Here is a 23059-nt window from a genome sequence, read left to right as displayed (position 1 = left end):
CCGGCCGTCGGCGCCACGGGACGCAGCGGACGGGAGGAACAGGCGATGGCCGCACCGTTGGAGGGCGTGCGCGTGGTCGAGGTGGCCGGCTGGATGGCCGCCCCGGGTGCCGCCGCGCTGATGGCCGACATGGGGGCCGACGTCGTCAAGGTCGAGCCCCTCCGCGGGGACCCCATGCGCGGAGCCACCCGGCAGCCGCGGGTCCCCGAGGGGGAGAGCCCGATCGACGCGGCCTTCCAGATGGACAACCGCGGCAAGCGCAGCATCGCCGTCGCCATCAACGAGCAGCGGGGCGCCGACCTGGTCCGCCGGCTCGCCGCCCGCTCCGACGTCTTCCTGTGCAACCTGCTGCCCTCCCGCCAGGCCAGGTTCGGGCTGGACGCGACCACGCTCCTGGGGCTCAACCCGCGCCTCGTCCACGCCACCCTCACCGGCTACGGCCCCTCCGGCCCCGACGCGACCCGCCCCGGCTACGACCTCACCGCCTTCTTCGGCCGGGGTGCGGTCCTCGACGCGATGAGCGAGCCGGACAACCCGGCGCCGCCGCGGCTGCGCCCGGCGCAGGGCGACCACGCCGCCGCACTGGCCCTGTTCGGCGGCGTCCTCGCCGCGCTGCGCCTGGTCGAGGCCACCGGCGAGGGGCAGGTCGTGGACGTCAGCCTGCTCGCCGCCGCCGCGTGGACCATGTCCAGCGACCTCTCGGCCACGCTCGTCGACGGGGTCACCCCCACACCCCAGGGCCGCATCGCCCGGCCGCACGCCCTGCACGGCGGCTTCCGCTGCGCCGACCGCCGCTGGATCCTGCTGTTCATGCCCGAGCCGCACTGGTGGCCCCGGTTCTGCGAGGCCGTCGGCCGTCCCGGGTGGATCGAGGACGAGCGCTTCGCCACCTGGGCCGCCCGGGCGGTCAACATGCCGGAGCTCACCCGGCTCATGGACGAGGCCTTCGCCACCCGGCCGTTGTCGGAGTGGTGCGCGCTGTTCGACGAGCGGGGCCTCATCTGGGGACCGGCGTCCACCGTCGCGGAGTTCGCCGCCGACGAGCAGGCCGCCGCGGACGGGCTGTTCCCGGAGATCGGCGACGCGTCCGGACGGCGGTTCCGCACCGTCCGCGCACCGCTGCGCCTGCAGGGCGGCGACGTCGGCCCGCGCGGGCCCGCACCCGGGGTGGGCGAGCACACCACCGCCGTCCTCACCGAGCTGGGCGTCGCCGGGGACGACCTGGCCGCACTGGCCCGCGACGGCGTCATCGGGGGGTCCGGGGGGTGAGCCCCCGGGGCGACCCCGGCAGGGCTACTGCCGCGGAGCCGGCGCGACCAGGTCGCCGACCTCCACGCCGAGCACGCCGGGGCCGTCGCGGTACGTCCTCGTCGTGCCGTGCCGGGAGAGCATCGCCAGCGAGGCCCGGTTGTCCGCGGCCACCGTCGTCCGGAGCCGGGTCACGTCCGCCGGCCGACGGGCCAGCAGGGCGGTCATGAGGGCGCCGCCGACCCCGCGGCCGTGCCAGGCGTCGGTCACCGTCACCGCGACGTCGGCCACCGAGCGCTCGTCGGGGTAGCGCACCAGCCTGCCCACCCCCACCGGCCGCGCCGGCTCCTCCTCGGGCAGCACCGTCAGCAGCAGCGCCAGGTGGTCCACGCCGTCCACGCCGTCGACCAGCAGCCGCAGCACGGCGTCGGACAGCTCGGGCACGGGCGCGAGGAAGCGCCGCTGCCGCGAGGCCGCGGAGAGCTCCGCGTACCCCGCGCGCAGCAGGTCGTGGTCGTTGTCGAGCAGGGGCCAGATGAGCGCTGCCGTCCCGTCCCGCAGCGTCACCTCGGTGAGGGGACCGGGCGCGGTGCGGACGTGCGCGACGGTCCCCGGAGTGCTCATGTCCGGTGCAACGCCCCTCCGGAGCCGACCGATCCGCCCCGTGGGCAACGCCACCCCGTCCGGGAGGCGTGGTCCCTCAGCTCCGGGACGGGTCCGTCTCCACGGTGACCGCCGTCCCGGCCGGGTAGAAGAGCCCGGTGTGGCCGTCGGGCTCCCACCGCACCCGGTACGGCGGTCCCCCGTCGGGCTCGTGGCACTCGAGGACCACCCCGGTGCGTTCCGGCTCCCCCTGGTGCGTGGAGCGGATGACGATCCTGTCCCCGACGTGCGCTTCCACGGCGGCCTCCCGTCGAGCTCCCCCGGCCTGTGTCGTGCACCACAGCCTGCTCGCGGAGCCCGGAGCGGGCAAGGAGTTCGTCCGTGCAGGCGCCGGCGGACGCTCAGGCGTCCCGGCGCTGCAGGGCCCAGCGGGCGACGAGCACGGCGGCTCCCGCCCAGAGGAGGCAGATCGCCAGTCCCGTCAGCGGGCCGAAGAGGTCGACGGGGCGGCCGTACGTCCGGATGGCGACGGCGCCGGCGCGGTCGGGCAGGAACTGGACGGCGTCCTGCAGCACCGGCACCAGCTCGAGGACCGGGGAGACGAGGAAGAAGAAGGGCACGAGCAGGCTCAGCGCCCCGGACTGGTCGCGCATCAGCACGCCGACGGCCATGCAGAAGACCGCCAGGACCGTCGGCTGGACGACGGCGGCGACCAGCGAGCGGACCGAGCCGGGCGTGGCCAGGGTGGTCCCCGCCGGCCCCAGCAGCGCCTGCGTGGTGAGGAAGGTGGCGAGCGCGGTTCCCGCCGCGGTGACCAGCACCAGCCCGGCGCCGACCCCGAACCGGGCGGCGAGGAAGACGCCGCGGCGCGGGACGGCGGTGAGCGAGGTGTGGACGGTGTGCTGCCCGTACTCGCCCGCGGTGAGCAGCACGGCGAGCACGATCACCGCGACGTGCCCGAAGTTCAGGCCGTAGTAGGCGAGCACGGCGGGGTCGTAGTCGGCCTGGGCCGCCTGCGACCGGCCGATCGCGGCCACGGCGCCGACGCTCACGCCGAAGACGGTGACGGCGTAGGCCAGCAGGCAGGCCCACGTGGACCGGACGGTGACCGCCTTGAGCCACTCGGCGCGCAGCGCCGGGACGACGGTGGTCACGCGGCACCCCCGGCGGCGGTCAGGGCGAGGAAGGCGTCCTCGAGGGACCGCTCGACGGCGGCGAGCTCCAGCAGCGGCACGCCGGAGCCGGCGGCGACCGCGCTGACGCGCTCCGCGGGGAGGCCGGAGACGAGCAGCGCCCCATCCTCCGCGGTGGTGACGGTCGCGCCGTCGGCGACCAGCAGGTCGCGCAACTGCCCCGCCCGGGGACTGCGGACGCGCAGGAGGTGGCCGGCGGAGCCGGCGAGGAGGTCGCGCAGCGGCGTGTCGGCGAGCAGCCGGCCGCGGTCGATGACGAGCAGGTGGTCGGCGGTGAGCTCCACCTCGCCCATCAGGTGGCTGGAGACGAGGACGGTGCGTCCCTCCCGGGCCAGGTCGCGCAGGAACGTCCGCAGCCAGCGGATGCCCTCGGCGTCCAGGCCGTTCGTCGGCTCGTCGAGCAGCAGCACCGGCGGGTCGCCGAGCAGGGCGCCGGCGATGCCCAGCCGCTGGCGCATGCCGAGGGAGAGGCCCCGGACCCGGCGGCCGGCGACCGCGGCCAGGTCGACCAGGTCGAGCACGTCGGCGACCCGGCGGGCGGGGATGCAGTTGCTGGCGGCCAGCCAGCGCAGGTGGTCGCGGGCGGTCCGGCCGGGGTGCGCCGCGGCGCTGTCGAGCAGGGAGCCCACCGTGCGCAGCGGCGTGGGCAGGTCGGCGTAGGCGCGCCCGCCGACGTGCGCGCTGCCGCTGGTGGGCCGGTCCAGGCCGAGCACCAGCCGCAGCGTGGTCGACTTCCCCGCGCCGTTGCGGCCGAGGAAGGCGGTGACCACGCCCGGGGGCACGTCGAAGGTCAGGCCGTCCACGGCCACCGCGTCGCCGTACCGCTTGCCCAGGCCGCGGACCTGGACCACTGACTCGTTCCGGGATCTCATGCCACCACGCTCGCGCCCGGAGCCGCCCGCGCGCCTCCCCCGCGAGGTCCGGCCGTCTCCCTCTCCAGCGGGAGGTCCCCGGCGACCGGGGCGCGAGAGGATCGGACCGTGCGCAGCGTGCTCCGGCGGGGAACCGGCAGGACGATCTGGGCGCGGGTGCTGCACCTGGCCCTCGGGGCGTGGTTCGCCGTGGCCTGCGCGATGGTCTGGCCGGGGCTGCCCGACGCGTCCCCCCGGACGCTGGCCGGCCTGTTCCTCGCGCCCCTGCCGGCGCTCGCGGTGCTGGCCTGCGTGCCGGTGGTGCGCCGCAGCGAGGGCGTGCAGGCGCGGGCGCTGCTGCTGCCGGGCGACGACGAGGTGACGGTCGAGCCGTCCCGCACGTGGTCCGACCGCGGCCGGCTGCTGCTGTGGCTGTGCGTGCGCGTGGAGCTGGGCGTGCTCGCCGCTCTCGCCGTCGCCGGGGCGGTGTCCCTGCTGGCAGGTCCGCTGCCGTCCTGGGTGTGGGTGCCCGTGGCCGCCGCCGTCGTGCCGTGCCTGGTCCTCGTCCTCGCCGGCCTGGGCGCGCTGGCGGCGGCGGCCGCCCGGCGGCTGCTGCACCCGTCGCTGGCCGAGCGGCTGCGCGCGCAGCAGGTCAGGACCGAGCGGCTGCTGGAGCGCACCCGCCTGGCCGCCGAGCTGCACGACTCGATCGGTCACGCGCTCACCGTCACGCTGCTGCAGGCCGGCGCCGCCCGGGAGGTGGCCGGGCGCGACCCGGCGTTCGTCGACGCCGCCCTCGCCGCCGTGGAGGACAGCGCCCGGCAGGCCGCCGCCGACCTCGACCGCGTCCTCGCGCTGCTCCGGGACGGCGCCCCGCTCGCGGACGCGCCGACGCTGGCCGACGTCGGCCGGCTGGCGCGCGCCGCCCGGGCCGCCGGCGCCGACGTCGACCTCCGGGTCGAGGGACCGGTGGCCGGCCTCCCGCCGCTGGTCTCCCGGGAGGCCTACCGCATCGCCCAGGAGGCCCTCACCAACGCGCTGCGGCACGCCGGCCCGGTGCCCGTGGCGCTGCGGGTCGACGTGCACGCCGACGCGCTGGAGCTCGACGTCCGCAACCCCGTCCCCGTGCCCGCGCCGGCCTCGGTCGGCAGCGGCAGCGGGCTGGCCGGCCTGCGCGAGCGGGCCGCCGTCCTCGGCGGGACCGCCTCGGCCGGCCCCGTGGACGGCGACTGGCGGGTCGCCGTCCGGCTGCCCCTGGCCGGGCCGGCGTGACGATCCGGGTGCTGCTCGTCGACGACGAGGAGCTGGTCCGCGGCGGGCTGCGGGCCATCCTCGAGGCCCGCCACGACATCGAGGTCGTCGGCGAGGCGGCCGACGGGGCCGTCGTCGTCCCGCTGACCGCGTCGCTGCGCCCGGACGTCGTCGTCATGGACATCCGCATGCCGCTCGTGGACGGCATCCAGGCCACCCGCGACCTGCGGCGCCGGCTGGACGAGCCACCGCGGGTGCTCGTGGTCACGACCTTCGGCGACGACGAGAACGTCTACGCCGCGCTGCACGCCGGCGCGGACGGCTTCCTGCCCAAGCGGGCGCGCCCGGCCGAGATCGTCGACGCCGTCCGCGTCGTGGCCCGCGGCGACAGCCTGCTCTTCCCCGCCGCCATCCGGGCCCTCGCCGCCCGGCACGTGGCCCCCCTGCAGGGCCCCGCCGCGAGCTCGCGAGCGGTGGGGGGTAGGGAGGTCCGCTCCCTGACCGCACGGGAGCGGGAGATCCTGACCCTCATGGCGCGGGGGCTGTCCAACGGCGAGATCGCCGGCGAGCTGTACCTGGGCCTGCAGACGGTGAAGACCCACGTGAGCAGCCTGCTGCGCAAGCTCGGCGCCCGGGACCGCACGCAGGCGGTCATCACCGCCTACGAGTCGGGGCTGGTGCCGCTGACCTGAGCGGGCACGGCCGGCCGGTCCAGCGGGTGCGCGCGCTCGTCGGCCGGCAGCCGGGCGGCCAGCAGCACGACGACGGCCGGCACCGGCGGCACGAGACCGCCGCCGCGGCACCGATCAGCGCGGGGGCCGCTGCCCGCATGGGAACCGGGCGCAGCCGTGTCCCCGTGCCGGGTGGGACGGCTGGGTCGGGTGCGCCGGACACGCGCCGGCAGGTGCTGGCCCGGCCCCGCCCGGGCTCGGACCCTGGCGCCATGACCACTGCCTACTCCTACGGGACCGCGCACGCGGTCGTGATGGTCGGCTCGGTCGGCAGCCCCGACGGCCTCCAGCCCCGCCAGATCGGCCCGGCGCACGCCACGATCGGCCGCGTCAACGGCCGCAGCCGCAAGTCGCTGTGCGGCGCCTACGTGGCCGTCGACGAGCAGACCCTGTGGCCGCCGGAGGACTACGCGGAGGACCAGCTCTGCGCCGAGTGCGCCACGCTCGCGCTCCTCTGACGCCGCTCGCCGGTCAGCCGCCGGCGACCGAGGGCAGCACCTGCACCACCGCACCGCCGGGCACCGCCGCCGCCAGGCCCCCGGTGAAGCGGACGTCGTCGCCGTCGACGTAGACGTTGACGAACCGGCGCAGCGCCCCGGCCTCGTCCCGGATCCGCCGCTCGAGGACCGGGTGGTCGGCCGCCAGGGCGTCGAGCAGTCCGGCCAGCGTCGCCTCCGCCGGGCGCACCTCCAGCCGCCGGGCGCCGCCGGCCAGGTCGGCGAGGACGCCGGGCAGCAGCACCTCCACCGCGCCGGTCACGGCAGCCGCGCCGCGCGCACGCAGAGGACGTCGGGCAGGTGGCCGACCACGAGCGCGAACGTGTCGCCCTCGTCGGCGCTGGCGTACACGCACCCGTCCCTCGTGCCCACGTGGACACCGGTCGGGTCGGCCTCGTCCACGCAGACGGCGTCGCGCAGGACGGCGGTCCACGAGCCGTCGGGCAGGCCGGTGCCGAGCTCGGTCCACGTCGCGCCGGCGTCGCGGGTGCGGTGCACGCGCAGCCGGCCGCCGGGTGGCACCCGCTCGGCGTCGGCGACCAGGGGCACCACCCAGGCCGTGCCCGGCGTCCGCGGCGAGGTGACGACCGGGAAGCCGAAGTCGGCCGGCAGTCCGCCGGCGATCGACGTCCACGAGCCGCCGGCGTCGTCGGTGCGGAAGACGCCGAAGTGGTTCTGCGCGTAGAAGCGGTCCGGGTCCCCCGCGTCGGCGGCCACCTTGTGCACGCACTGGCCGTACTCGGGCGCGGGCTCCGGCAGGAAGACGGCGCTGATGCCGGAGTTGCGCGGCTCCCACTCCTCCCCGCCGTCGTCGCTGACGTAGACGCCGCCGGTGCTCATCGCCACGAGGACGCGGTCGCCGGTGGGGTGCGGCAGCACGGTGTGCACGGCCCCGCCGCCGGACCCGGGCGCCCAGGTGGGCCGGTGCGGGTGGTCCCACAGCCCGCGGACCAGCGTGAACGTGCGGCCGCCGTCGTCGCTGCGCCACAGCGAGTGCGGCTCGCACCCGGCCCAGACGACGCCGGGCCGCTCCGCGGTGTCGGGCCGCAGCTGCCAGACGCGGGCCAGCGCGGCACCGGTGTCGGCGGGGAACCGGATGGCGCCCTCGTCGGTCTCCGACCAGGTGCGGCCGAGGTCGTCGGACCAGGTGACGGTCGGTCCCCAGTGGCCGTACTGGACGCCGGCCAGCACGCGCGGCACCGGCCCGCGGACGTCGACGCCGACCGCGGCCACCTCCTGGGAGAGCAGGTGCGGTCCGTCGATCGTCCAGGTGCGGCGGTCGTCGTCGCTGTGGGCCAGCCACAGCCCCTTGCGCGTACCGATGGCGAGCAGGTCGGCCACGGTCCCTCCCGGTCGTCCCCGGGGCCGGCGCGGCCCCCTCCTGCGAGGACAGACCGGGCGGGACGGCGGAACTGAGCGGAGGGCACCGTCAGCGGGAGGGCACCGTCAGCGGGAGGGCACCGCCGTCAGCGGCGGGTGGCACCCCCGGGGCCGTCGTCGGTCACCGGCGCGCGCCCGTCGGCGTTCCGGGTGCCGTGCCCGTCGGCCAGGCCGGGGGCCAGCTTCTCGGCCTCGGCGCGCAGCCGCTCGGCGGCCGAGGCGTGCTCCTGCGCGGAGGCTGCGCGCTGGCGGGCCTCCTGCTCGGCCAGGCGGGCGCGCTCCTCGACCTCGGCCCGCTCGCGGCGGGCGCGGGCGGCCTGTTCCTCGGCCAGCGCCTGCTCCTTCTCGGCCTGCGCCCCGCGCAGCCGTGCCTCCTCGAGGTGCTCGCGCGCCTGGGCCCGCTGCTGCTCGCGGCGGCGGGCGCCGGCCACGCGGCTGCGCTTGGCGAGCGCGAGGCCGACCAGCGCCAGCAGGACGAGCGCGACGACGACGATGAGGACGATCACCCAGGTGTCCACGACTGCTCCCCTTCCCGAAGAGAACGCCGGGAGGGTGCCCCCCGCCCCACCTCGGGAAACGGAGATCACCTCAGCGCGCTACCGGCCTGCCACTCGTCCCACGGGATCGTCCAGTCGGAGATGTCCGAGGTGAGCGTCCCGGCGTCGGAGTTGCGGATCTCCACGACGTCGCCGGGCTGTGAGAAGTCGAAGAACCAGCGGGCGTTCTCGGTGGAGAGGTTGATGCAGCCGTGCGAGACGTTCTCCCGGCCCTGCTGGGCCACCGACCACGGCGCCGCGTGCACGAACTCGCCGCTGTCGGAGAGCCGGACGGCCCAGTCGACCGGCGTGCGGTAGCCGTCGGGGCTGTCGACCGGCACGCCGTAGGTGCTGGAGTCCATGACCCGCTCGGCGTTCATCTCGGTGACCACGTGCGGGCCGTTGTAGCTCGGGGTGTCGGGGCTGCCGGCGCTCATCGGGAAGGTCCGCACGAGCCGGTCGCCGTCGTGGACCTCGAGGGTGTGCGTGGCGGCGTCGGCGATCGAGACGTGCCGGTCACCGACGGAGAAGGAGACCGTGCGGTCCTTCTCGCCGAAGACGCCGTCGCCCAGGGCGACGCCCTCGAGGTCGGCCTCGAGGGTGACCTCGGTGTCGGCCGGCCAGTACTCGGAGGGCCGGAAGTGCACCTCGGTGTCGCTGAACCAGCTCCACACGCCGTCGGTGGGGGTGGAGCTGGTGACCAGCAGGTGGCTCTCGGCGGTGGCCCTGTCGGCGACCGGCTCGTCGAACCAGACGCGGATGGGCATGCCGACGCCGACCGTCGTGCCGTCGAGCGGGCCGATCGAGGGGGTGGTCAGCGTCTCGGGGGTCGCGGTGGTGAAGGTGCTGGTCGCCTCGACCGGGGCGGCGGCCCCCTCGGCGGTGGCGGTCAGCGTGTAGGTGGTCCCGTAGGCCAGCGGGGCCTCCGGCGTCCAGACGTCGGTGTCCTCGTCGTCACCGTCGGCCACCTCGCCCGGCACCTCGGCACCGGCCCCGTCGACGACGGTGACGTCGGCCAGCTCGCCGTCGGTGACGGAGACCTCCACCGGCGTGGCCGGAGCGACGTCCACCGAGCCGTCGGCGGGGGTGAGCTGCACCTGCGCCGGGGCGCTCGGCACCGAGGACGGGGCCGCCGCCGGCGCCGCGTCGTCCCCGTCGTCGCACCCGCCGAGCAGGACCAGCGCCCCTGCCGTGACCAGTGCCGCTGTCCGTCGCACCCGTGCCGTCTCCTCGTCGTCGTGAGCCGCACCGGGAGGCGGCGCGGACGTGCCCGGTCCAGTGTCCCCACTGCTGCGGGGCGGGCGGTCCGGTCCCGTGACGGGACTCTCGGTCGGCTCTCCGCCGGGCGCTGGTATCGTTCCTCCTCGTGGCCCGGGCAGCCGGGAGACACGCGCCATTAGCTCAATTGGCAGAGCAGCTGACTCTTAATCAGCGGGTTCGGGGTTCGAGTCCCTGATGGCGCACCCTCTTCACTTCGATTCCCCTTCTGACCTGCGAGTACAGGCTCGGAGGGCACGCCGTCTGGCAACGGCCGTCGCGCCAGGCCATGGAAAACCCATCGAAAACTCTGTCTCCTCAGCAGCGCGCTCTCGAGACACTGCGGACGGCGACCCGTGAGCACCGGCGGTCCTGCAACCGCTGCGGGAGCTGGACGGTGGCCATCCTCTGCCGCTCTCCGCCCGCGTCAGGATGCCGGCCGCCTAGGTCGCCGGGAGGGCGCTTCGCGTCCCTGCGGGATGGGCCTTCGGCCCACCCTTCCCCCGACCTGCTGCAGCCGGCGTGGCAGCGGTTGTGGAGAGCGGCCGGGGGGTCTGGGGCGGGCACACGACCATTGAGAGCTAGACGCCTCGTCGGCGTGACGCCCACCCGACGAGGGCGCGTTCGCCAAGCAATCGGGGACGTCCATCGGCCCGGATGCCCTCGTCGGTGCTACCGCAGGCGTGCCCCGAGGGGGTCACCTCAGGCTGACCCGGCGGAGCTACCAGATGGTTCCTACCAGGTCGAGTTCGGTGATCCTCCGGTCGCGGGTGACCAGAGGCAGTTCCAGCGCCATCGCGGTTGCGCTGATGGAGCGGTCCCACGGATCGCTGAGCGCGTCGCGAGGGATCCGGTGGAACGCAGCAGCGACCTCAAGGGTCACCGGCGCGGCCTCCAGTGGAGAGCTGGGGTCGTAAAGGAGTCCGACGAGCTCGCCCAGCTGGTCGTCGGTGAACGTCTGGCGCGTACGGATGACGTACCAGAGGTCGACCACCGAGGCGACGGACACGACAAGGCCGTCGGTTGCCGCTGACTCCTCGAGGACGTCGAGCGCCGCGGACGAGAGTCGTCGGTCCGGGTCGTCGAGCAGGTACCGGATCAGCGCGTGAGTGTCGGCGACGACCCTCACCGGGGCGGCAGGTCCCAGGCGCCGCCGTCGCCGTAGCGCGCAGCCGACTCCTGGGCGGCGGCGGAGCTTGCCGCCTCGAAATCCTCCCAGCTCGGCGCTGATCCCGAAGCGTTCGAGAGAGCGCCGCGGAGGGAGCGCCGGCGCGCCGTCGACGCCGCGGACGTCACGGGCACGACGCGCAGGTGCGCCCCCGGCTCGACTCCCCAGCGGGCCAGCTGCGCTGCGTCGATGACACCCGAGCCGTCAGCGCCGACGACGAGGTCCAGCGCCTCGAGATGCTGTTCGGCCGACGACATGATCACAGGCTAGCGCTGCAAGCCCTCATGCAATCGTCACCGATGCGGCTGTTTCAAGGCACTGGAGGAGGACTGGAGATCTTCGGCAGGTTGTGGGGTGAGCGAGCGGACGCTCTTCCCGGCGTCGCCGTGGCCTCACTAGACCCGGTGCCCTGTTGTTCGGCCAAGTCGCCGCTCCACTGCAAGGCGCCGACACCGGCGAGCGTTGCTGCTCTACACCGCCGAGCCAGGCACCGAGACCGAGCAGGCACTGACGTTCCCTTCCAGCTGGGCCGCCGGCAACACCCAGGCCGAGCCGGCAGAGGTGCGCGCCTCGCGCGCCTGACCGAGGGCACGATCACCCGCCACGCCACCGAACCGCGGCCTCACTCCGTGGCGGTAGAACGCTGAGGCCCGCAGGCCCCGCTCGCGTAGGGCCACCCTCCCGCACTGCGTTCACGACTCACCCCGCGTGGAGGAGAGGGCGACGAATGGATCGAGCGCGGTGGGATCGGCGAGGACGTCGCGGCTGGCCACGTCGTCGAGCGCCGCGCCGAGCAGGATCCGCTTGGCCGGCAGCTCCAGTTTCTTGCCCGTCCGGTTGCGCGGGATCACCGGCAGCTCGGCGATGCCGTCCGGGACGTGCCGGGGCGAGAGCTCGGTGCGCAGCGCCGTGGCGATGCGGCGGCGCAGCTCGTCGTCCAGCGCGGCGCCGAGCCGCAGCTGGACGTACAGCAGCAGTTCGCCGTTGCCGCCGGCCGGGTCCTCCAGGTGCACGACCAGGCTGTCGACGACCTCCGGGAGCTCCTCGACCACCCGGTAGAACTCCGCGGTGCCCAGCCGCACCCCGCCGCGGTTCAGCGTGGCGTCCGAGCGCCCGGCGATTACCGCGCTGCCGACCGGAGAGAAGCGCACCCAGTCGCCGTGCCGCCACACGCTCGGATAGACGTCGAAGTAGGTCTCCCGGTAGCGCGCTCCGTCGGGATCGCCCCACAACTCGACCGGCATCGACGGCATCGGCCTGGTGATCACCAGCTCGCCGAGCTCGCCGACGACCGGGCTCCCCTTCTCGTCGAACGCCTGGGCGTCGACGCCCAGGCACGGGCCGGAAATCTCCCCGGTCCACACCGGCTGCAGGGGGCTGCCCTGCACGATCCCGGAGCAGACGTCGGTGCCGCCGCTGCCCACGTTGAGCAGCACGCCGGGGCCGAACTGCTCGGCCACCCACCGGTAGCCCTCGGCGGGCAGCGGGCTGCCCGCGGCCCCGAGCTGCCGGATCCGGGACAGGTCGAACTCCGCCGCCGGCTGCACGCCCTCCTTGCGGGAGGCCATGAGGAAGCCGGGGCTGGCGCCCATCAGCGTGGCCCCGGTCTCGGCGGCGAGCTGCCACTGCCAGCGCAGGTCTGGGTGCAGTGGGTTGCCGTCGACCATGACGATCGACGCCCGCACCAGCAACGCTGATACCAGCGCGTTCCACATCATCCACGCGGTGGTGGAGAACCAGAGGATCCGGTCGCCGGGGCGCAGGTCCCAGCTCAGGCCGTGGTTCTTCAGGTGCTCCAGCAGGATCCCGCCGTGGCCGTGCACGATCGCCTTGGGCTTGCCGGTGGTGCCGGAGGAGAACAGCACGCACAGCGGGTGGGCGAACGGCACCGGGTCGAAGGCGAGCTCGCCGGGTTCGGCGAGCAGGTCGTTCCAGCCGAGCGCGTCGGGCAGGGCGTTCGCCCCGTAGGGGACGTGCACGACGTGCCGGACGGTGGGCAGTCCCGCCCGGATCTCGGCCACCTGCTCGCGGCGGTCGACGTCCTTGGCGCCGTAGCCGTATCCGGCCACGGCCAGCAGCACGGTCGGCTCGATCTGCCCGAACCGGTCGACGACGCTGCGGGCGCCGAACTCCGGCGCGCAACTGGCCCACACCGCGCCGAGGCTGGCCGTGGCCAGGAACGCCACCAGCGTCTCGGGGATGTTAGGCAGGTACGCCACGACCCGGTCGCCCCGGCCGACGCCGAGCCGCCGCAGCCCGGCACGGGCGCGGGCCACCTGCTCGCGCAGCTGACCCCAGGTCAGCTCCTGCCGGTCCCGGGTCTGCGAGTAGGCCAGCACGGCGACCCGGTCGGCGTCCTCGGGCAGCCCGACCGCGTGCTCGGCGTAGTTCAGCATCGCGTCCGGGAACCACTCCGCGCCGGGCATCTCCCGCCGGCCCAGCACGCGCTCCGGTGGCTCCGCGAACCGAACCCCGAAGAACTCCGCCACGGCCGACCAGAACCCCTCCAGGTCCTCGACCGACCAGCGGTGCAGCGCGTCATACCCGTCGAAAGCGAGGCCGCGCTCCCGCTCGAGCCAGCCCAGGAACCGCCCGATCTCGGTGGTCTCCCGGACGTCCGCGGCGACCGGCCGTAGCAGCTCCGGCGGTCCGGCGGCGGTCACGGACCCTCCCACCGATCCACCTGCGCGATCCTGCCCGGCAGGGACGCGCGCATCCGCTCAGGGGCCTGCTCACTGCTCGACACGAGGGCGGTCACCAGCAACGTCATCGGGCGTCAGCCGTTCGCGAGGAGGTTCGCGAGGACGCCCACGTCGGCCAGGTCCAGATGAGGCCGGACCTTCTCTGGCAGGTCGGTGAACGACTGTGCGTGGCCGATGCCGGTGTGGACCGCCACGGCCATCGCACCGCCCTTGTGCGCCATCGGTACCTCCAGTTCGGGGTCGTCCCCGACGACCGCCAGGTCCGCGGCCGGCACGCCCAGGTGCCGAGCGGCCGCTTGCAGCGACGGCAGTGCCGGTTTCCCCACGACGGTCACCCGGGCCCGCGTGACGTCGCGGACGACGGCGCTGATCGCCCGCGAGGTACCGAGCGTGCGGCCCTCCGCAGTGGCGAAGAACAGCGACTGCGAGGCGCTGTAGAACCGCGCCCCCTCGAAGACCGCGAAGCACGCGGCCTCCAGCGCCTCGAACGTGAGCTCCTGCCGGTACCAGCCCGCGAAGACGGCGTCGGCGGTCGTGCCGCGCAGTGGCGGAAGCGTCTCGATGCCGGCGGCCTCCAGCGGCTCGGTGATGCCCTTGCCGCCGAGCACCATGACCCGCCGGTGACTTCGCCGCCGGAAGATCTGCGCCGCAGTCGTGGCGGGGGTGAGCACGGCGTCATCGGGAATGGGGAAGCCCGCCTGTTGCAGGGCGTCCGCGCACTGCCGAGGCGTCTTCACGGTGCCGTTGGTGAACACGCAGAACCGCAGCTCCCGTTCGACGAGCAGGCGAACGAAGTCGACGGCGCCGGCGAGGGGACGGATCCCCCGGTTGTTGCGGTCACCGAGGACCAGGGTGCCGTCCATGTCCAGGACGAAGCCGCGCACTCGCCGCAGCCGGTCGAGGACAGCAGGACCGGGATCAGGCACGGATAGCTCCTTCGGCGCGACGGTGCACGAACAGACGCAGATCGGGCTTGGCCACCGCCAGGTCGTGCACGGTCCTTCGTTCCCCGAGTTCGCGCAGCAGGGTCAGCACCGGCGCCAGTGCGGGGTTGAAGTGCTGTGGCGCGGGTCCAGCGGCGAGCATCGCGTCCACCTGCTCGGCGGGCATGTGGGCCCGCAACAAGAGCTCCTCGTCGCTGATGGCGGTGCCGAACTGGCGACGCAGCTCGGCCGGAGTCGGCGGTTCCGGTTCCGAGGCGAGCTCCCGGGCACGCGGCCGGTCGAGGATCCGGTCGAGCACGTCCGGGTCGAGCGGCGCGGTCGGCCGGCCGAAGCTGCCGAGCGCGTAGCGGATGACCTGATCAGGCACGGTCACGTACCGCTCGCCGATCACGTTGAACAGCGCCTGGGAGACGACCATCTGCGGGAACGGCGTGACCATGATCGGGTAGCCGAGCTCGGCGCGGACCCGGCCGACCTCCTCGATGAGGCTCTCGAAGCGGTCCTCCATGCCGATCTCACGCAGCTGTCGGCGGGTCGTGGTCATCACGCCGCCGGCGATCTGGTGGTGCAGGAAGGCCGCGTCGAAGTCCTGCGGATGCCCGGTGGGCAGCTCCTCGGCGGCGGTGAGACGGTCGAAGAAGTCGCAGGCCAGCTCGAGCGCGCGGTCGTCGATGTCGACCCGGTGGCCCATCTCGCGCAGGTTGGCCACGGTGCGCCGGACCTCGGGCAGCGACGAGCCGTTGCCGAGCACGCCGCAGCCGGTCTGCACCACCTCGACGCCGAGCTCGGGCGCGATCGAGTAGGTCACCGGGGAGAGCCCGATGGTGGCGTGCGAGTGCAGCTCCAGCGGCATGCTCCCGAGCTGTGCCCTGATCGCCGGCAAGAGGCTCCGGGCTCGCTCGGCGGACAGGATCCCGGCGGGGTCCTTCACGTAGACGCGGTCCATGTCGGGGCACTCGCGCATCTGGCGGGCGAGGTCGACGTAGAAGGCGTCGTCGTGCACCGCGCTGATCGTGAAGGTGAGTGCCCCGACGACCTCGTCGACCCCCGCCTGCTTCAGCCGGTGGGCGGTGGCGCGGGCGGCGTCCATGTCGTGCATGGGATCGAGCACGACGACCCGGTCGATGCCGTTGGCGACGAGCCGGTCGTAGACCAGCTGCATGGTCTCCGGGTGCGAGTTCTGCCAGGAGATGAACCGGAAGCCGGTCCCGATGAACTGCAGCTTCGTCCTCGGCATCAGCTCGCGTGTGCGCCGGAACAGCTCCCAGGGGTTCTCCCGGTGAGTGCGGACCAACATGCCCATCGCCGTGCTCGAGGTGTAGTCCAGCGCCCGGAAGCCGACCCGCTCCAGCAACGGCGCCACCTGCAGCACATGCGCGGTTCGCAGCCCTGCGGCACCCCACAGGCTCTGGTTGCCGTCGCGCAGCGAGACATCGACCAGTCCGACATCGGCCATCAGGTCACCCCTACGAGATCGGGCTGGTGTGTCTGCAGGAAGCGTTCGAAGAAGGCGGTGTCCACGCCCCCGGCGGCGAACTCCGCATCGTCGAGCAGCGCCTGGTGCACCGGCACGGTCGTGACCACACCTTCGATGCGCAGCAGCTCCAGCGCCGCGCGAGCGCGGGCGATGGCGTCGGCGCGGTCGGTCCCGTGCACGATCAACTTGGCCAGCAGCGAGTCGTAGTACGGCGGGACGACGGAGCCCCCCTGCACATGGGTGTCGACCCGGATGCCGTCGCCGGTAGGCAGCACCACGCGGTCGATCCGGCCCGGTGAGGGGCGGAAGGCATGCGCCCAGTCCTCGGCGTTGATCCGGCATTCCACCGCGTGCCCGGTCACGGCGATGTCCTCCTGCCCTAGCCGCAGCGGCAGCCCCTCGGCGACGGCGAGCTGCTCGGCGACCAGGTCCAGGCCGGTGACCATCTCGGTGACCGGGTGCTCGACCTGGATGCGGGCGTTCATCTCCAGGAAGTAGAAGGTCTGCCGTTCGCGGTCGTAGAGGAGTTCGACCGTGCCCAGGCCCCGGTAGCCGAGGTGGACGGCCAGCGCCAGGGCGGCCTCGGCCATCTCGGCGCGTACCCGGTCGGGGATCAGCGGCGCCGGCGCCTCTTCGAACAGCTTCTGGTACCGGCGCTGCACGGAGCAGTCGCGGTCGCCGAGCGCGATCGCCCGCACCCCGTCGCCGAGCACCTGGACCTCGACGTGTCGACCCGACTCCACGTAGCGCTCGACGTAGACCCGCGGGTCGCCGAACGCCGCGGCCGCCTCGGAGATCGCGAGATCCAGGGTGTGCGCCAGGTCGGCGGCCGAGCGGACCAGCTTCATGCCGCGCCCGCCGCCCCCGCCGACCGCCTTGACCAGCAGGGGGAAGCCGACCTCGGCCGCGACAGCCCGCGCCGCGGCCAGGTCCGCCGCCTCGCCACCGGGGACGACCGGCAGCCCCGCCGCCACAGCGTGCGAGCGGGCGGTCAGCTTGTCGCCGACCGCGTGCAGCGACTCGATCGATGGGCCGACGAAGACGATCCCGACCTGCTCACAGGCGCGGGCCAGCGCGGGGTTCTCCGAGAGGAAGCCGTAGCCGGGGTGCACGGCGTCGGCGTCGACGGCCTGCGCCGCGCGCACCACCGCCGCCGGGTCGAGGTAGGACGCCGACGCCTGCGCCGGGCCCAGCCGCACGACCCGGTCGGCCAGCCGGGCCGGCAGCGACTGCAGGTCGGCGTCGGAGGCAGCCAGTACCGACTCGATGCCCAGCCGGGCACACGTGCGGATCACCCGGGCGGCGATCTCGCCACGGTTGGCGATCAGCAGCCGTTGGATCCTCACTGCGCTCCCTCGCCGAGCCCGGCCGATTCCGACGCCGGGTCCACCACGAGCAGCACCGCGTCCTTGTCGGCGAACTCGCCGTCGTCGGTGCGGAACTCGAGCACGGTTCCGCGGACGCCGGCGTGCACCGGGGTCATCATCTTCATCGTCTCGACGATGCCGACCACGGTGTCCACGTCGACCACGTCACCGACGTCGACGAATGCTGGCGCGCCTGGCTTCGGCGCCCGGTAGAAGGTTCCCAGCAGCGGCGGGTGCACCGCCACCAGCCCCTCGGCCACGGCGGCGCGCGGTCGTTCCGGCTCGGTGTCCGCGGTGGGCTCGGTGCCCCCCTCCACCACCGGTCGGCGCAGCACCTGCTGCTCGGACGTCCAGCCGGCCGCACCCTCCCGGCGCACGGTGAGTGTCAGGTCGGCGAGCTCCAGGTGCAGCTCGTCGAGGCCGCTGGAGTCGAGGACGCGCACGATGTCGCGGACGTCGTCGGGACTGAGCTCCATGTCAGTGCTCCGTCGGGCGCTTGCCGCCCAGCGCGTTGAAGACGTGGTCGAACGCCCGTGCGGTGGGCGCGGAGGCCTTCGCCGCGCGGTCCTTCTCCGCCCACACGGTCTCCGGCCGGCTCTGCAGCAGGAAGACGTTCTCCCCAGGCGCCCCCGTCCGGGACACCGCCCACTCGATGTCCTGTGGGCAGCCGTAGTGGGCCTCGACCTTCCGGGCGATCGCGTACAGCTCGGCGATCTCGGCGTCGTTGATCGACGGGACGTCCTGCAACTGCGTCGGCACGTCGGTCTCCACCACGCCGTGGCCGCTGGGATCGGGCTGGTGCCAGCGGGTCTTGGTCGACACCGTGCGCCGGATGATCTCCCCGGTGACCTTGTTGACGAGGAAGGAGTCAGGGGTGACGTCACCGCTGACGACTGCGGAGCCGAGGCCCCAGCTGGCGTCGATGGCGACGACCGACCGGTCGCCGGTCAGCGGGCTGCGGGTGAACATGACCCCGGAGCTGCGGGAGCCGACCATCTGTTGGACGACGACGGCCATCGCCAGGTCGTCCTCGGGGATGCCACGGCGCAGCCGGTAAGTCACCGACTCGACGCTGTAGAGGCTGGCCCAGCAGCGCCGGACGTGGTCGAGCACCGACTGACCGCCGTGGATCCAGAGATAGGTGTCCTGCAGGCCGGCGAAGCTGGCCTCGGCGCTGTCCTCGCTGGTGGCGCTGGAGCGGACGGCCACCGGCAGGTCGGGCTGCCCCGCCTGGGCACACAGCTGCGCGTAGGCGGCCGTGATCGCGTCAGCCACGGCGGGAGGCGGCGGCGCGGACTCCACCAGCGCGCGGATCTCGGCGGTCACGGTGGCGAGCCGGTCGGCATCGGCCGGGTCCAGTGCCGCCACCCGGCTGCCGACCTCGTCGGCCAGGGCCCCCATCGCTGCGCGGAAGGCCGCGGTGGTCACCACGAGGCCGTCGGGAACGCGGATGCCGGCGCGGAGGAGCTCACCGAGACTGGCTCCCTTGCCGCCGGCGTGGGCAACGTCGCCGCGACCGATGTCGGCGAAACGCAGCACCGGTTGGAGAGTGGTCATGAAGATTCCCATCAGCCGAGGAGAGTGACGATGCCGCGGTCGCCGTCGACACGGACGCGGTCGCCGGTCTTGATCTTCGCGGTGGCCTGGCCGGTGCCGACCACGGCCGGCATGCCGTACTCACGAGCCACGATCGCCGCGTGCGACATGGTGCCGCCGATGTCGGAGACGGCCGCGGCGATCTTGCCGAACACCGGGCCCCAACTGGGGGCGGTCACCGGGCAGACGAGGACCTCGCCCTCGCGGATCTGCCCGATCTCGTTGACGTTCTTGAGCACCCGGGCCGTGCCTTCGACGACACCCGGGGACGCGGCGTAGCCGCGCACGGTGTGCTCGTCCAGCTCATCGCCGCCGAGCCACGTCTGGACGGTCTCGTCGGTGACACCCCACAGCATCTGCACGGCGGGGTCGTTCAGAGTCTCCGGCACCGGACCCAGCGCGGGCGGCGCCGACCAGCCGGCCAACGCCTCGACGATCCGCTTGCGCTCGGCCACGATCGGCTGCCAGTGCCGGGCCCCGAGCTCGGTACCGCCGGAGGCCCAGGCCAGCTGGATGTCGGCGAGCGCGTCCTCGACCTCCAGGTGCCGCAGGTGGAAGACGTCGTCGGCTTCGACCAGCACTCCGCGCTCGGCGAGCAACTGCCCGAACGCGCGGATCTTCTGGAAGAACCGGGTGGTGAACCAGTGCTCGCAGTAGAACTTGTGCGACTCGATGTAGGGGAAGACCAGCCGGCACAGGCCGAGCATCTGGTCGAAGGCCGCCTTCTCGTCGTCGGTCCCCAACAACGCGCGGTACTCCTGGGCGATCCGCTCCCGCTCCTGGGCCAGCCGCTCAGTGGGGCGGGTGAGGTCCTCCCCGGCGGCGATCTGCTCGACGTAGCGGGGGAATGCGGCGAAGGGCACGGTGAGGTCGTCGGCCCAGGACAAGTGGTGGTGGTAGAAGCCGTCACCCACCGAGACGTTGAACCACGGGTCTTTCGCCTCCTCCAACGCGGCCAGCCACTGCGCTCCCGCGTCGCCGCGCTCGCCGAGCGCCGCGAGGACCTTCTCCGGATCGCTGCCCTCGACGAAGACGTCGGCGAGCTCCAGGCGCACGGCCAGGCCGGCGAGCTTCTTCAGCTCGTCGTCCGGCCGGTACATGGTGACGTCCATGCCCGCGACCATGCGGGCCACCATCTGGTCGCCGATCTCCGGGAACGCCTGCTTGCAGAACCCGAAGAAGACGACGTAGGCGCCGTAGCCGAGCATCAGGAACTCGGTGTGGTGGTGCCACATCTTCGAGTAGAGGTCGATGCAGCGGTGGAAGTTCTCCCGCAGCAGGTGGTTGCTGGCGAACCCACGGGCTCCGGTGACCACCGCCAGGTCGTCCAGCTCGCCCAGCGCCGGCACCTCGACCGCCTCGATCTCGGCGATCAGCTTCTCGATCCGCTGCTGCCACTCGCCGTACAGCCGGTCCCAGTTCCCGTAGTAGTGGCCGGCCCGCTCCTGGAAGTCGGCCAGCCGGCGCTCGATCTGCGCCGGGTCGGTCACCGGGTTGGCGGTGATGTAGACGCGGCCGTTGAGCATCCGGTACTCGATCCCGAGCGTCGTCGGGAAGGAGAACAGTCGGGCGGTGTTCGCGCCGATCGCGGTGTAGGGGATCTCGGACGTCAGACCGTCGAAGGCGGGCACGACCTCGGGGAAGTGCATCGAGTTGTAGAACCAGAACCGCTGGTCGTCCTCCGGCTGGAAGCGCGAGAAGTACGGGTACATCTCCTCCCAGCCCTCGGCACCGGGGACGGGCTCGATCTGAGAGGGCAGCGGGAACGACCGCTCGCCGGTGGACCGGGACATGGTGTCTCCTCTTCTCGGTGGATCAGGCGAGCGAGTAGGCCTGGTGTGCGCGTGCGGCGTAGGTGTCGTCGGACAGGACGTCGACACAGCGCGGAGGTGACATCCAGCCGGCTCGGGGTGACCGTTGGCCGATCCACCGGCGCTCCGCCGTGTTGGGCATGCGCAGACGCTGGCCGCGCTTGCCGTGTGGTGCAACGCACTGTTTTCACTATGCGGAAGGGTTTCGCTTCTGATGGCGGCGATCGCCGCCCGACTCCTCGGGTGGAAGTGTCTGCAGCCCACTGCGAAGGAAGTCCGCGCTCACCGAGGCAGCGGCCGCTCGAAGATGTGGCAGAGCGCCCGGTAGCCGGGGGCTGGTGAGCGGTGCCAGCAGGCCGATGGCCGCGACCACCCCTTCGTGGCCGTTGACAGGGACCGCAACGGAGGAGACGCCGAGCCGGTGCTCCTGCGCGCTCCGGGCGAGGCCGGTCCTGCGGATCTCGTCGAGCTGCCGGTGCAGGACGCGGGGGTCGGTCACCGTGTAGGCGGTGTGCCGGCGGAGATCGACCATCACCTCGTCGAGCAGGAGCGCTGGCGCGTAGGCCAGCAGCGCCTTGCCCACCGCGGTGCAGTGCAGGGGAAGGCGGCCACCAGGGCTGTGGCGGGTGGGGATGGTCTTCGTGCCGGCGAGGCGCTCGATGACCAGCGCAGTCGCTCCGTCCAGGACGGCCAGGTGGACCGTGTGGCCGGTGGCCGCCACGAGGTCCTGCAGGTGCGGCAGGGCCAGCTCCCGGAGATCGGTGGCCGGCGCGAGTAGCCCGAGTCTCCACATGCGCGCACCGATCTCGTAGCGCCCGTCCCCGCGGCGGACGAGCAGCCGGCCTTCGACGAGGTCGGCGGCGAGCCGATGGACCGTGGCCAGTGGCAGTCCGCTCCGTCGAGACAACTGGGAGAGATTCAGACAACGGTGTTCACGGTCGAAGGCACCCAGGACAGCGGTCGCCCGCAGGGTCACCGATCGACTCGCCGGTGCATCCGCCGGCCGGGGCCGGTCCGTTCCGGGCACACCGGGTTCCGCGTCGGACATGGCCACCCTTTCGCGTCGCTGGTCAGCTCGGGGAGCTGCACCGAGGCTGCCTCTCTCCGACATGGCGAAGAAGGTTTTCGGTGTGCGGAAAGGATGCCTCGTCACCGGGGGCGCGCGTCCAGCACTGTGCCCTCCCGACTGCATCCGAACCAGGGAGCCACGTGAAGCCCGACAGCCGCTACGCGCGTCTCTGCGTCCCCCACCGAGACGCTGGGGTTCGGCCTGCCCCGCTTGATCGTGCCGTCCACGGATCAGCCCGGGGCCGACAGGGAACGCCGAGATGAGCGGTCCTGATCTGGACCGGTTGGTGGCCATCGACGTGCACGTGCACGTGGAGGCCGACGGCCACGGGCACTACGCGCTGGATGACGAGCTGCGTGCCGCCGCCTCGAAGTACTTCAAGGGCGACCCGTACCACCCGACGGTGCCGCAGATCGCCGCCGACTACCGGAAGCTGAGCATGGCCGCGGTGATCTTCACCGTGGACGCCGAGGCCGCCACCGGCCAGCAGCTCCTCTCCAACGAGGAGATCGCCGAGGCTGCCGCCGAGCACCCCGACATCCTCATCCCCTTCGGCTCGATCGACCCGGCGCGCAGGGCGGCCGGCGTCCGAGCTGCCCGGCGGCTCGTCGAACAGCACGGGGTGCGCGGCTTCAAGTTCCACCCGAGCCTGCAGGCCTTCGAGCCCAACGACCGGAAGCACTATCCGCTGTACGAAGAACTGCAGACCCTGGGCGTCCCGGCGCTCTTCCACACCGGGCAGACCGGCATCGGCTCCGGCTTGCCGGGTGGGCGCGGCATCAAGCTGCGCTACTCCGACCCGATGCTGCTCGACGACGTCGCCGCCGACTTCCCCGACCTGACCATCATCATGGCCCACCCCTCCGTGCCCTGGCAGGACGCCGCGATCACCGTCGCCCAGCACAAGGCCAACGTCTACATCGACCTGTCCGGCTGGTCGCCCAAGTACTTCCCACCCCAGCTGGTCCGCGCCGCCAACTCCTTGTTGAAGACCAAGGTGCTGTTCGGCTCCGACTACCCGCTGCTCCGGCCGGAGCGGTGGCTGAAGGACTTCGAGCAGCTGGAGATCCGCGACGAGGTCAAGCCGCTGATCATGAAGGAGAACGCCATCCGCGCTCTCGGCCTGACCTGACCGGGTCGCGGGCGCTTGCTGAGGTCGCAGAGGCCCACCAGAAGCTCGACCGGGGCGAGGTCCGCGGCCGGGCCGTCATGGTGGGCCCTGTCGTCCCCGAGGACGGCCCGCTCCCCTCCGACCAGTCGACGACCGGCTCACCGGCCCCATCGACCTCGGTCAGCACGACTCACCGCGTCCCCCCAGGAGATCTTGTGTCCCTGCCCGAACCGTTCGATCTGACCGGCAAGGTCACCCTCGTCACCG

At 73.4% G+C, this 23059-nt stretch carries 23 protein-coding genes and 1 tRNA gene; 6 read left to right on the top strand and 18 right to left on the bottom strand.

Annotated features, from left to right (window positions below; translation table 11 throughout):
- Window positions 1-45 precede the first annotated feature (45 nt).
- On the top strand, window positions 46-1269 hold the full coding sequence (locus ABQ292_RS10670) for a CaiB/BaiF CoA transferase family protein (RefSeq protein WP_369206052.1): 1224 nt from the start codon (window positions 46-48) through the stop codon (window positions 1267-1269).
- Between the two features lie 24 nt (window positions 1270-1293).
- Here the strand turns inward: ABQ292_RS10670 and ABQ292_RS10665 are convergent, their stop codons facing one another.
- From ABQ292_RS10665 to ABQ292_RS10650, 4 genes are all read right to left on the bottom strand, one after another.
- Window positions 1294-1872 carry a GNAT family N-acetyltransferase gene (locus ABQ292_RS10665; protein ID WP_369206050.1) on the bottom strand — a complete coding sequence of 193 codons (579 nt, stop codon included), beginning with the start codon at window positions 1870-1872 and terminating at the stop codon, window positions 1294-1296.
- Window positions 1873-1948: 76 nt separating this feature from the next.
- The gene (locus ABQ292_RS10660) at window positions 1949-2149 is read right to left on the bottom strand and encodes a DUF1918 domain-containing protein (RefSeq protein ID WP_369206048.1); all 201 of its coding nucleotides are present in this window, start codon (window positions 2147-2149) and stop codon (window positions 1949-1951) included.
- 103 nt (window positions 2150-2252) lie between these two features.
- Window positions 2253-3005: an ABC transporter permease gene (locus tag ABQ292_RS10655; RefSeq protein WP_369206046.1), complete on the bottom strand. Its 753-nt coding sequence runs from the start codon at window positions 3003-3005 to the stop codon at window positions 2253-2255.
- A complete protein-coding gene (locus ABQ292_RS10650; protein WP_369206044.1) occupies window positions 3002-3916 on the bottom strand; it encodes an ABC transporter ATP-binding protein in 915 nt (304 codons plus the stop codon). The genes ABQ292_RS10655 and ABQ292_RS10650 overlap by 4 nt, the downstream gene beginning before the upstream one ends.
- A gap of 108 nt (window positions 3917-4024) precedes the next feature.
- On the opposite strand from ABQ292_RS10650, the gene ABQ292_RS10645 reads away from it, so the two are divergent.
- From ABQ292_RS10645 to ABQ292_RS10635, 3 genes are all read left to right on the top strand, one after another.
- Window positions 4025-5167 (top strand): sensor histidine kinase, encoded by a 1143-nt coding sequence (locus tag ABQ292_RS10645; RefSeq protein ID WP_369206042.1) that lies wholly within the window; start codon window positions 4025-4027, stop codon window positions 5165-5167.
- Window positions 5164-5838, top strand: coding sequence for a response regulator transcription factor (locus ABQ292_RS10640; protein ID WP_369206040.1), 675 nt, complete (start codon window positions 5164-5166; stop codon window positions 5836-5838). The genes ABQ292_RS10645 and ABQ292_RS10640 overlap by 4 nt, the downstream gene beginning before the upstream one ends.
- Before the next feature lie 251 nt (window positions 5839-6089).
- Window positions 6090-6335 carry a hypothetical protein gene (locus tag ABQ292_RS10635; RefSeq protein ID WP_369206038.1) on the top strand — a complete coding sequence of 82 codons (246 nt, stop codon included), beginning with the start codon at window positions 6090-6092 and terminating at the stop codon, window positions 6333-6335.
- A gap of 13 nt (window positions 6336-6348) precedes the next feature.
- Here ABQ292_RS10635 and ABQ292_RS10630 read toward each other — a convergent pair whose 3' ends face one another.
- The 4 genes from ABQ292_RS10630 to ABQ292_RS10615 all read right to left on the bottom strand — a co-directional run bounded on the left by ABQ292_RS10630 (window position 6349) and on the right by ABQ292_RS10615 (window position 9507).
- Entirely contained in the window at window positions 6349-6636 is a 288-nt protein-coding gene (locus tag ABQ292_RS10630) for a MoaD/ThiS family protein (protein ID WP_369206036.1), read from the bottom strand.
- Window positions 6633-7715 (bottom strand): WD40/YVTN/BNR-like repeat-containing protein, encoded by a 1083-nt coding sequence (locus ABQ292_RS10625; RefSeq protein ID WP_369206034.1) that lies wholly within the window; start codon window positions 7713-7715, stop codon window positions 6633-6635. The genes ABQ292_RS10630 and ABQ292_RS10625 overlap by 4 nt, the downstream gene beginning before the upstream one ends.
- Window positions 7716-7840: 125 nt before the next feature.
- Complete coding sequence (locus tag ABQ292_RS10620; protein ID WP_369206032.1) at window positions 7841-8272, bottom strand: hypothetical protein; 432 nt, start codon at window positions 8270-8272, stop codon at window positions 7841-7843.
- Between the two features lie 65 nt (window positions 8273-8337).
- Window positions 8338-9507 (bottom strand): L,D-transpeptidase, encoded by a 1170-nt coding sequence (locus tag ABQ292_RS10615; RefSeq protein ID WP_369206031.1) that lies wholly within the window; start codon window positions 9505-9507, stop codon window positions 8338-8340.
- A gap of 173 nt (window positions 9508-9680) precedes the next feature.
- Between ABQ292_RS10615 and ABQ292_RS10610 the strand changes: the two genes are divergently transcribed.
- Window positions 9681-9753 (top strand) — tRNA-Lys (locus ABQ292_RS10610).
- Between the two features lie 515 nt (window positions 9754-10268).
- Here the strand turns inward: ABQ292_RS10610 and ABQ292_RS10605 are convergent.
- From ABQ292_RS10605 to ABQ292_RS10560, 10 genes are all read right to left on the bottom strand, one after another.
- Window positions 10269-10676: a type II toxin-antitoxin system VapC family toxin gene (locus ABQ292_RS10605; RefSeq protein WP_369206030.1), complete on the bottom strand. Its 408-nt coding sequence runs from the start codon at window positions 10674-10676 to the stop codon at window positions 10269-10271.
- Window positions 10673-10972 (bottom strand): hypothetical protein, encoded by a 300-nt coding sequence (locus ABQ292_RS10600; RefSeq protein ID WP_369206028.1) that lies wholly within the window; start codon window positions 10970-10972, stop codon window positions 10673-10675. The genes ABQ292_RS10605 and ABQ292_RS10600 overlap by 4 nt, the downstream gene beginning before the upstream one ends.
- Window positions 10973-11407: 435 nt before the next feature.
- Window positions 11408-13378 (bottom strand): acetoacetate--CoA ligase, encoded by a 1971-nt coding sequence (locus ABQ292_RS10595; RefSeq protein ID WP_369206026.1) that lies wholly within the window; start codon window positions 13376-13378, stop codon window positions 11408-11410.
- 113 nt (window positions 13379-13491) lie between these two features.
- Complete coding sequence (locus ABQ292_RS10590) at window positions 13492-14343, bottom strand: HAD-IIA family hydrolase (protein WP_369206024.1); 852 nt, start codon at window positions 14341-14343, stop codon at window positions 13492-13494.
- Complete coding sequence (locus ABQ292_RS10585) at window positions 14336-15817, bottom strand: biotin carboxyl carrier protein (RefSeq protein WP_369206022.1); 1482 nt, start codon at window positions 15815-15817, stop codon at window positions 14336-14338. Before ABQ292_RS10585 ends, ABQ292_RS10590 begins: the two co-directional genes overlap by 8 nt.
- Window positions 15817-17184 (bottom strand): acetyl-CoA carboxylase biotin carboxylase subunit, encoded by a 1368-nt coding sequence (locus tag ABQ292_RS10580; RefSeq protein ID WP_369206020.1) that lies wholly within the window; start codon window positions 17182-17184, stop codon window positions 15817-15819. The genes ABQ292_RS10585 and ABQ292_RS10580 overlap by 1 nt, the downstream gene beginning before the upstream one ends.
- On the bottom strand, window positions 17181-17681 hold the full coding sequence (locus ABQ292_RS10575) for a biotin/lipoyl-containing protein (protein ID WP_369206018.1): 501 nt from the start codon (window positions 17679-17681) through the stop codon (window positions 17181-17183). Before ABQ292_RS10575 ends, ABQ292_RS10580 begins: the two co-directional genes overlap by 4 nt.
- Before the next feature lies 1 nt (window position 17682).
- The gene (locus ABQ292_RS10570) at window positions 17683-18762 is read right to left on the bottom strand and encodes a PEP/pyruvate-binding domain-containing protein (protein ID WP_369206016.1); all 1080 of its coding nucleotides are present in this window, start codon (window positions 18760-18762) and stop codon (window positions 17683-17685) included.
- A gap of 11 nt (window positions 18763-18773) precedes the next feature.
- On the bottom strand, window positions 18774-20594 hold the full coding sequence (locus tag ABQ292_RS10565; protein ID WP_369206014.1) for a PEP-utilizing enzyme: 1821 nt from the start codon (window positions 20592-20594) through the stop codon (window positions 18774-18776).
- A gap of 208 nt (window positions 20595-20802) precedes the next feature.
- Window positions 20803-21588, bottom strand: a complete 786-nt coding sequence (locus tag ABQ292_RS10560; RefSeq protein WP_369206012.1) for an IclR family transcriptional regulator — start codon at window positions 21586-21588, stop codon at window positions 20803-20805.
- Window positions 21589-21940: 352 nt separating this feature from the next.
- On the opposite strand from ABQ292_RS10560, the gene ABQ292_RS10555 reads away from it, so the two are divergent.
- A complete protein-coding gene (locus ABQ292_RS10555) occupies window positions 21941-22813 on the top strand; it encodes an amidohydrolase family protein (protein WP_369206010.1) in 873 nt (290 codons plus the stop codon).
- Window positions 22814-23059 lie beyond the last annotated feature (246 nt).

The sequence above is a fragment of the Geodermatophilus maliterrae genome (assembly GCF_041018925.1).
GTDB lineage: Bacteria > Actinomycetota > Actinomycetes > Mycobacteriales > Geodermatophilaceae > Geodermatophilus > Geodermatophilus maliterrae.
This window is presented reverse-complemented; position numbering and strand designations above follow the sequence as displayed.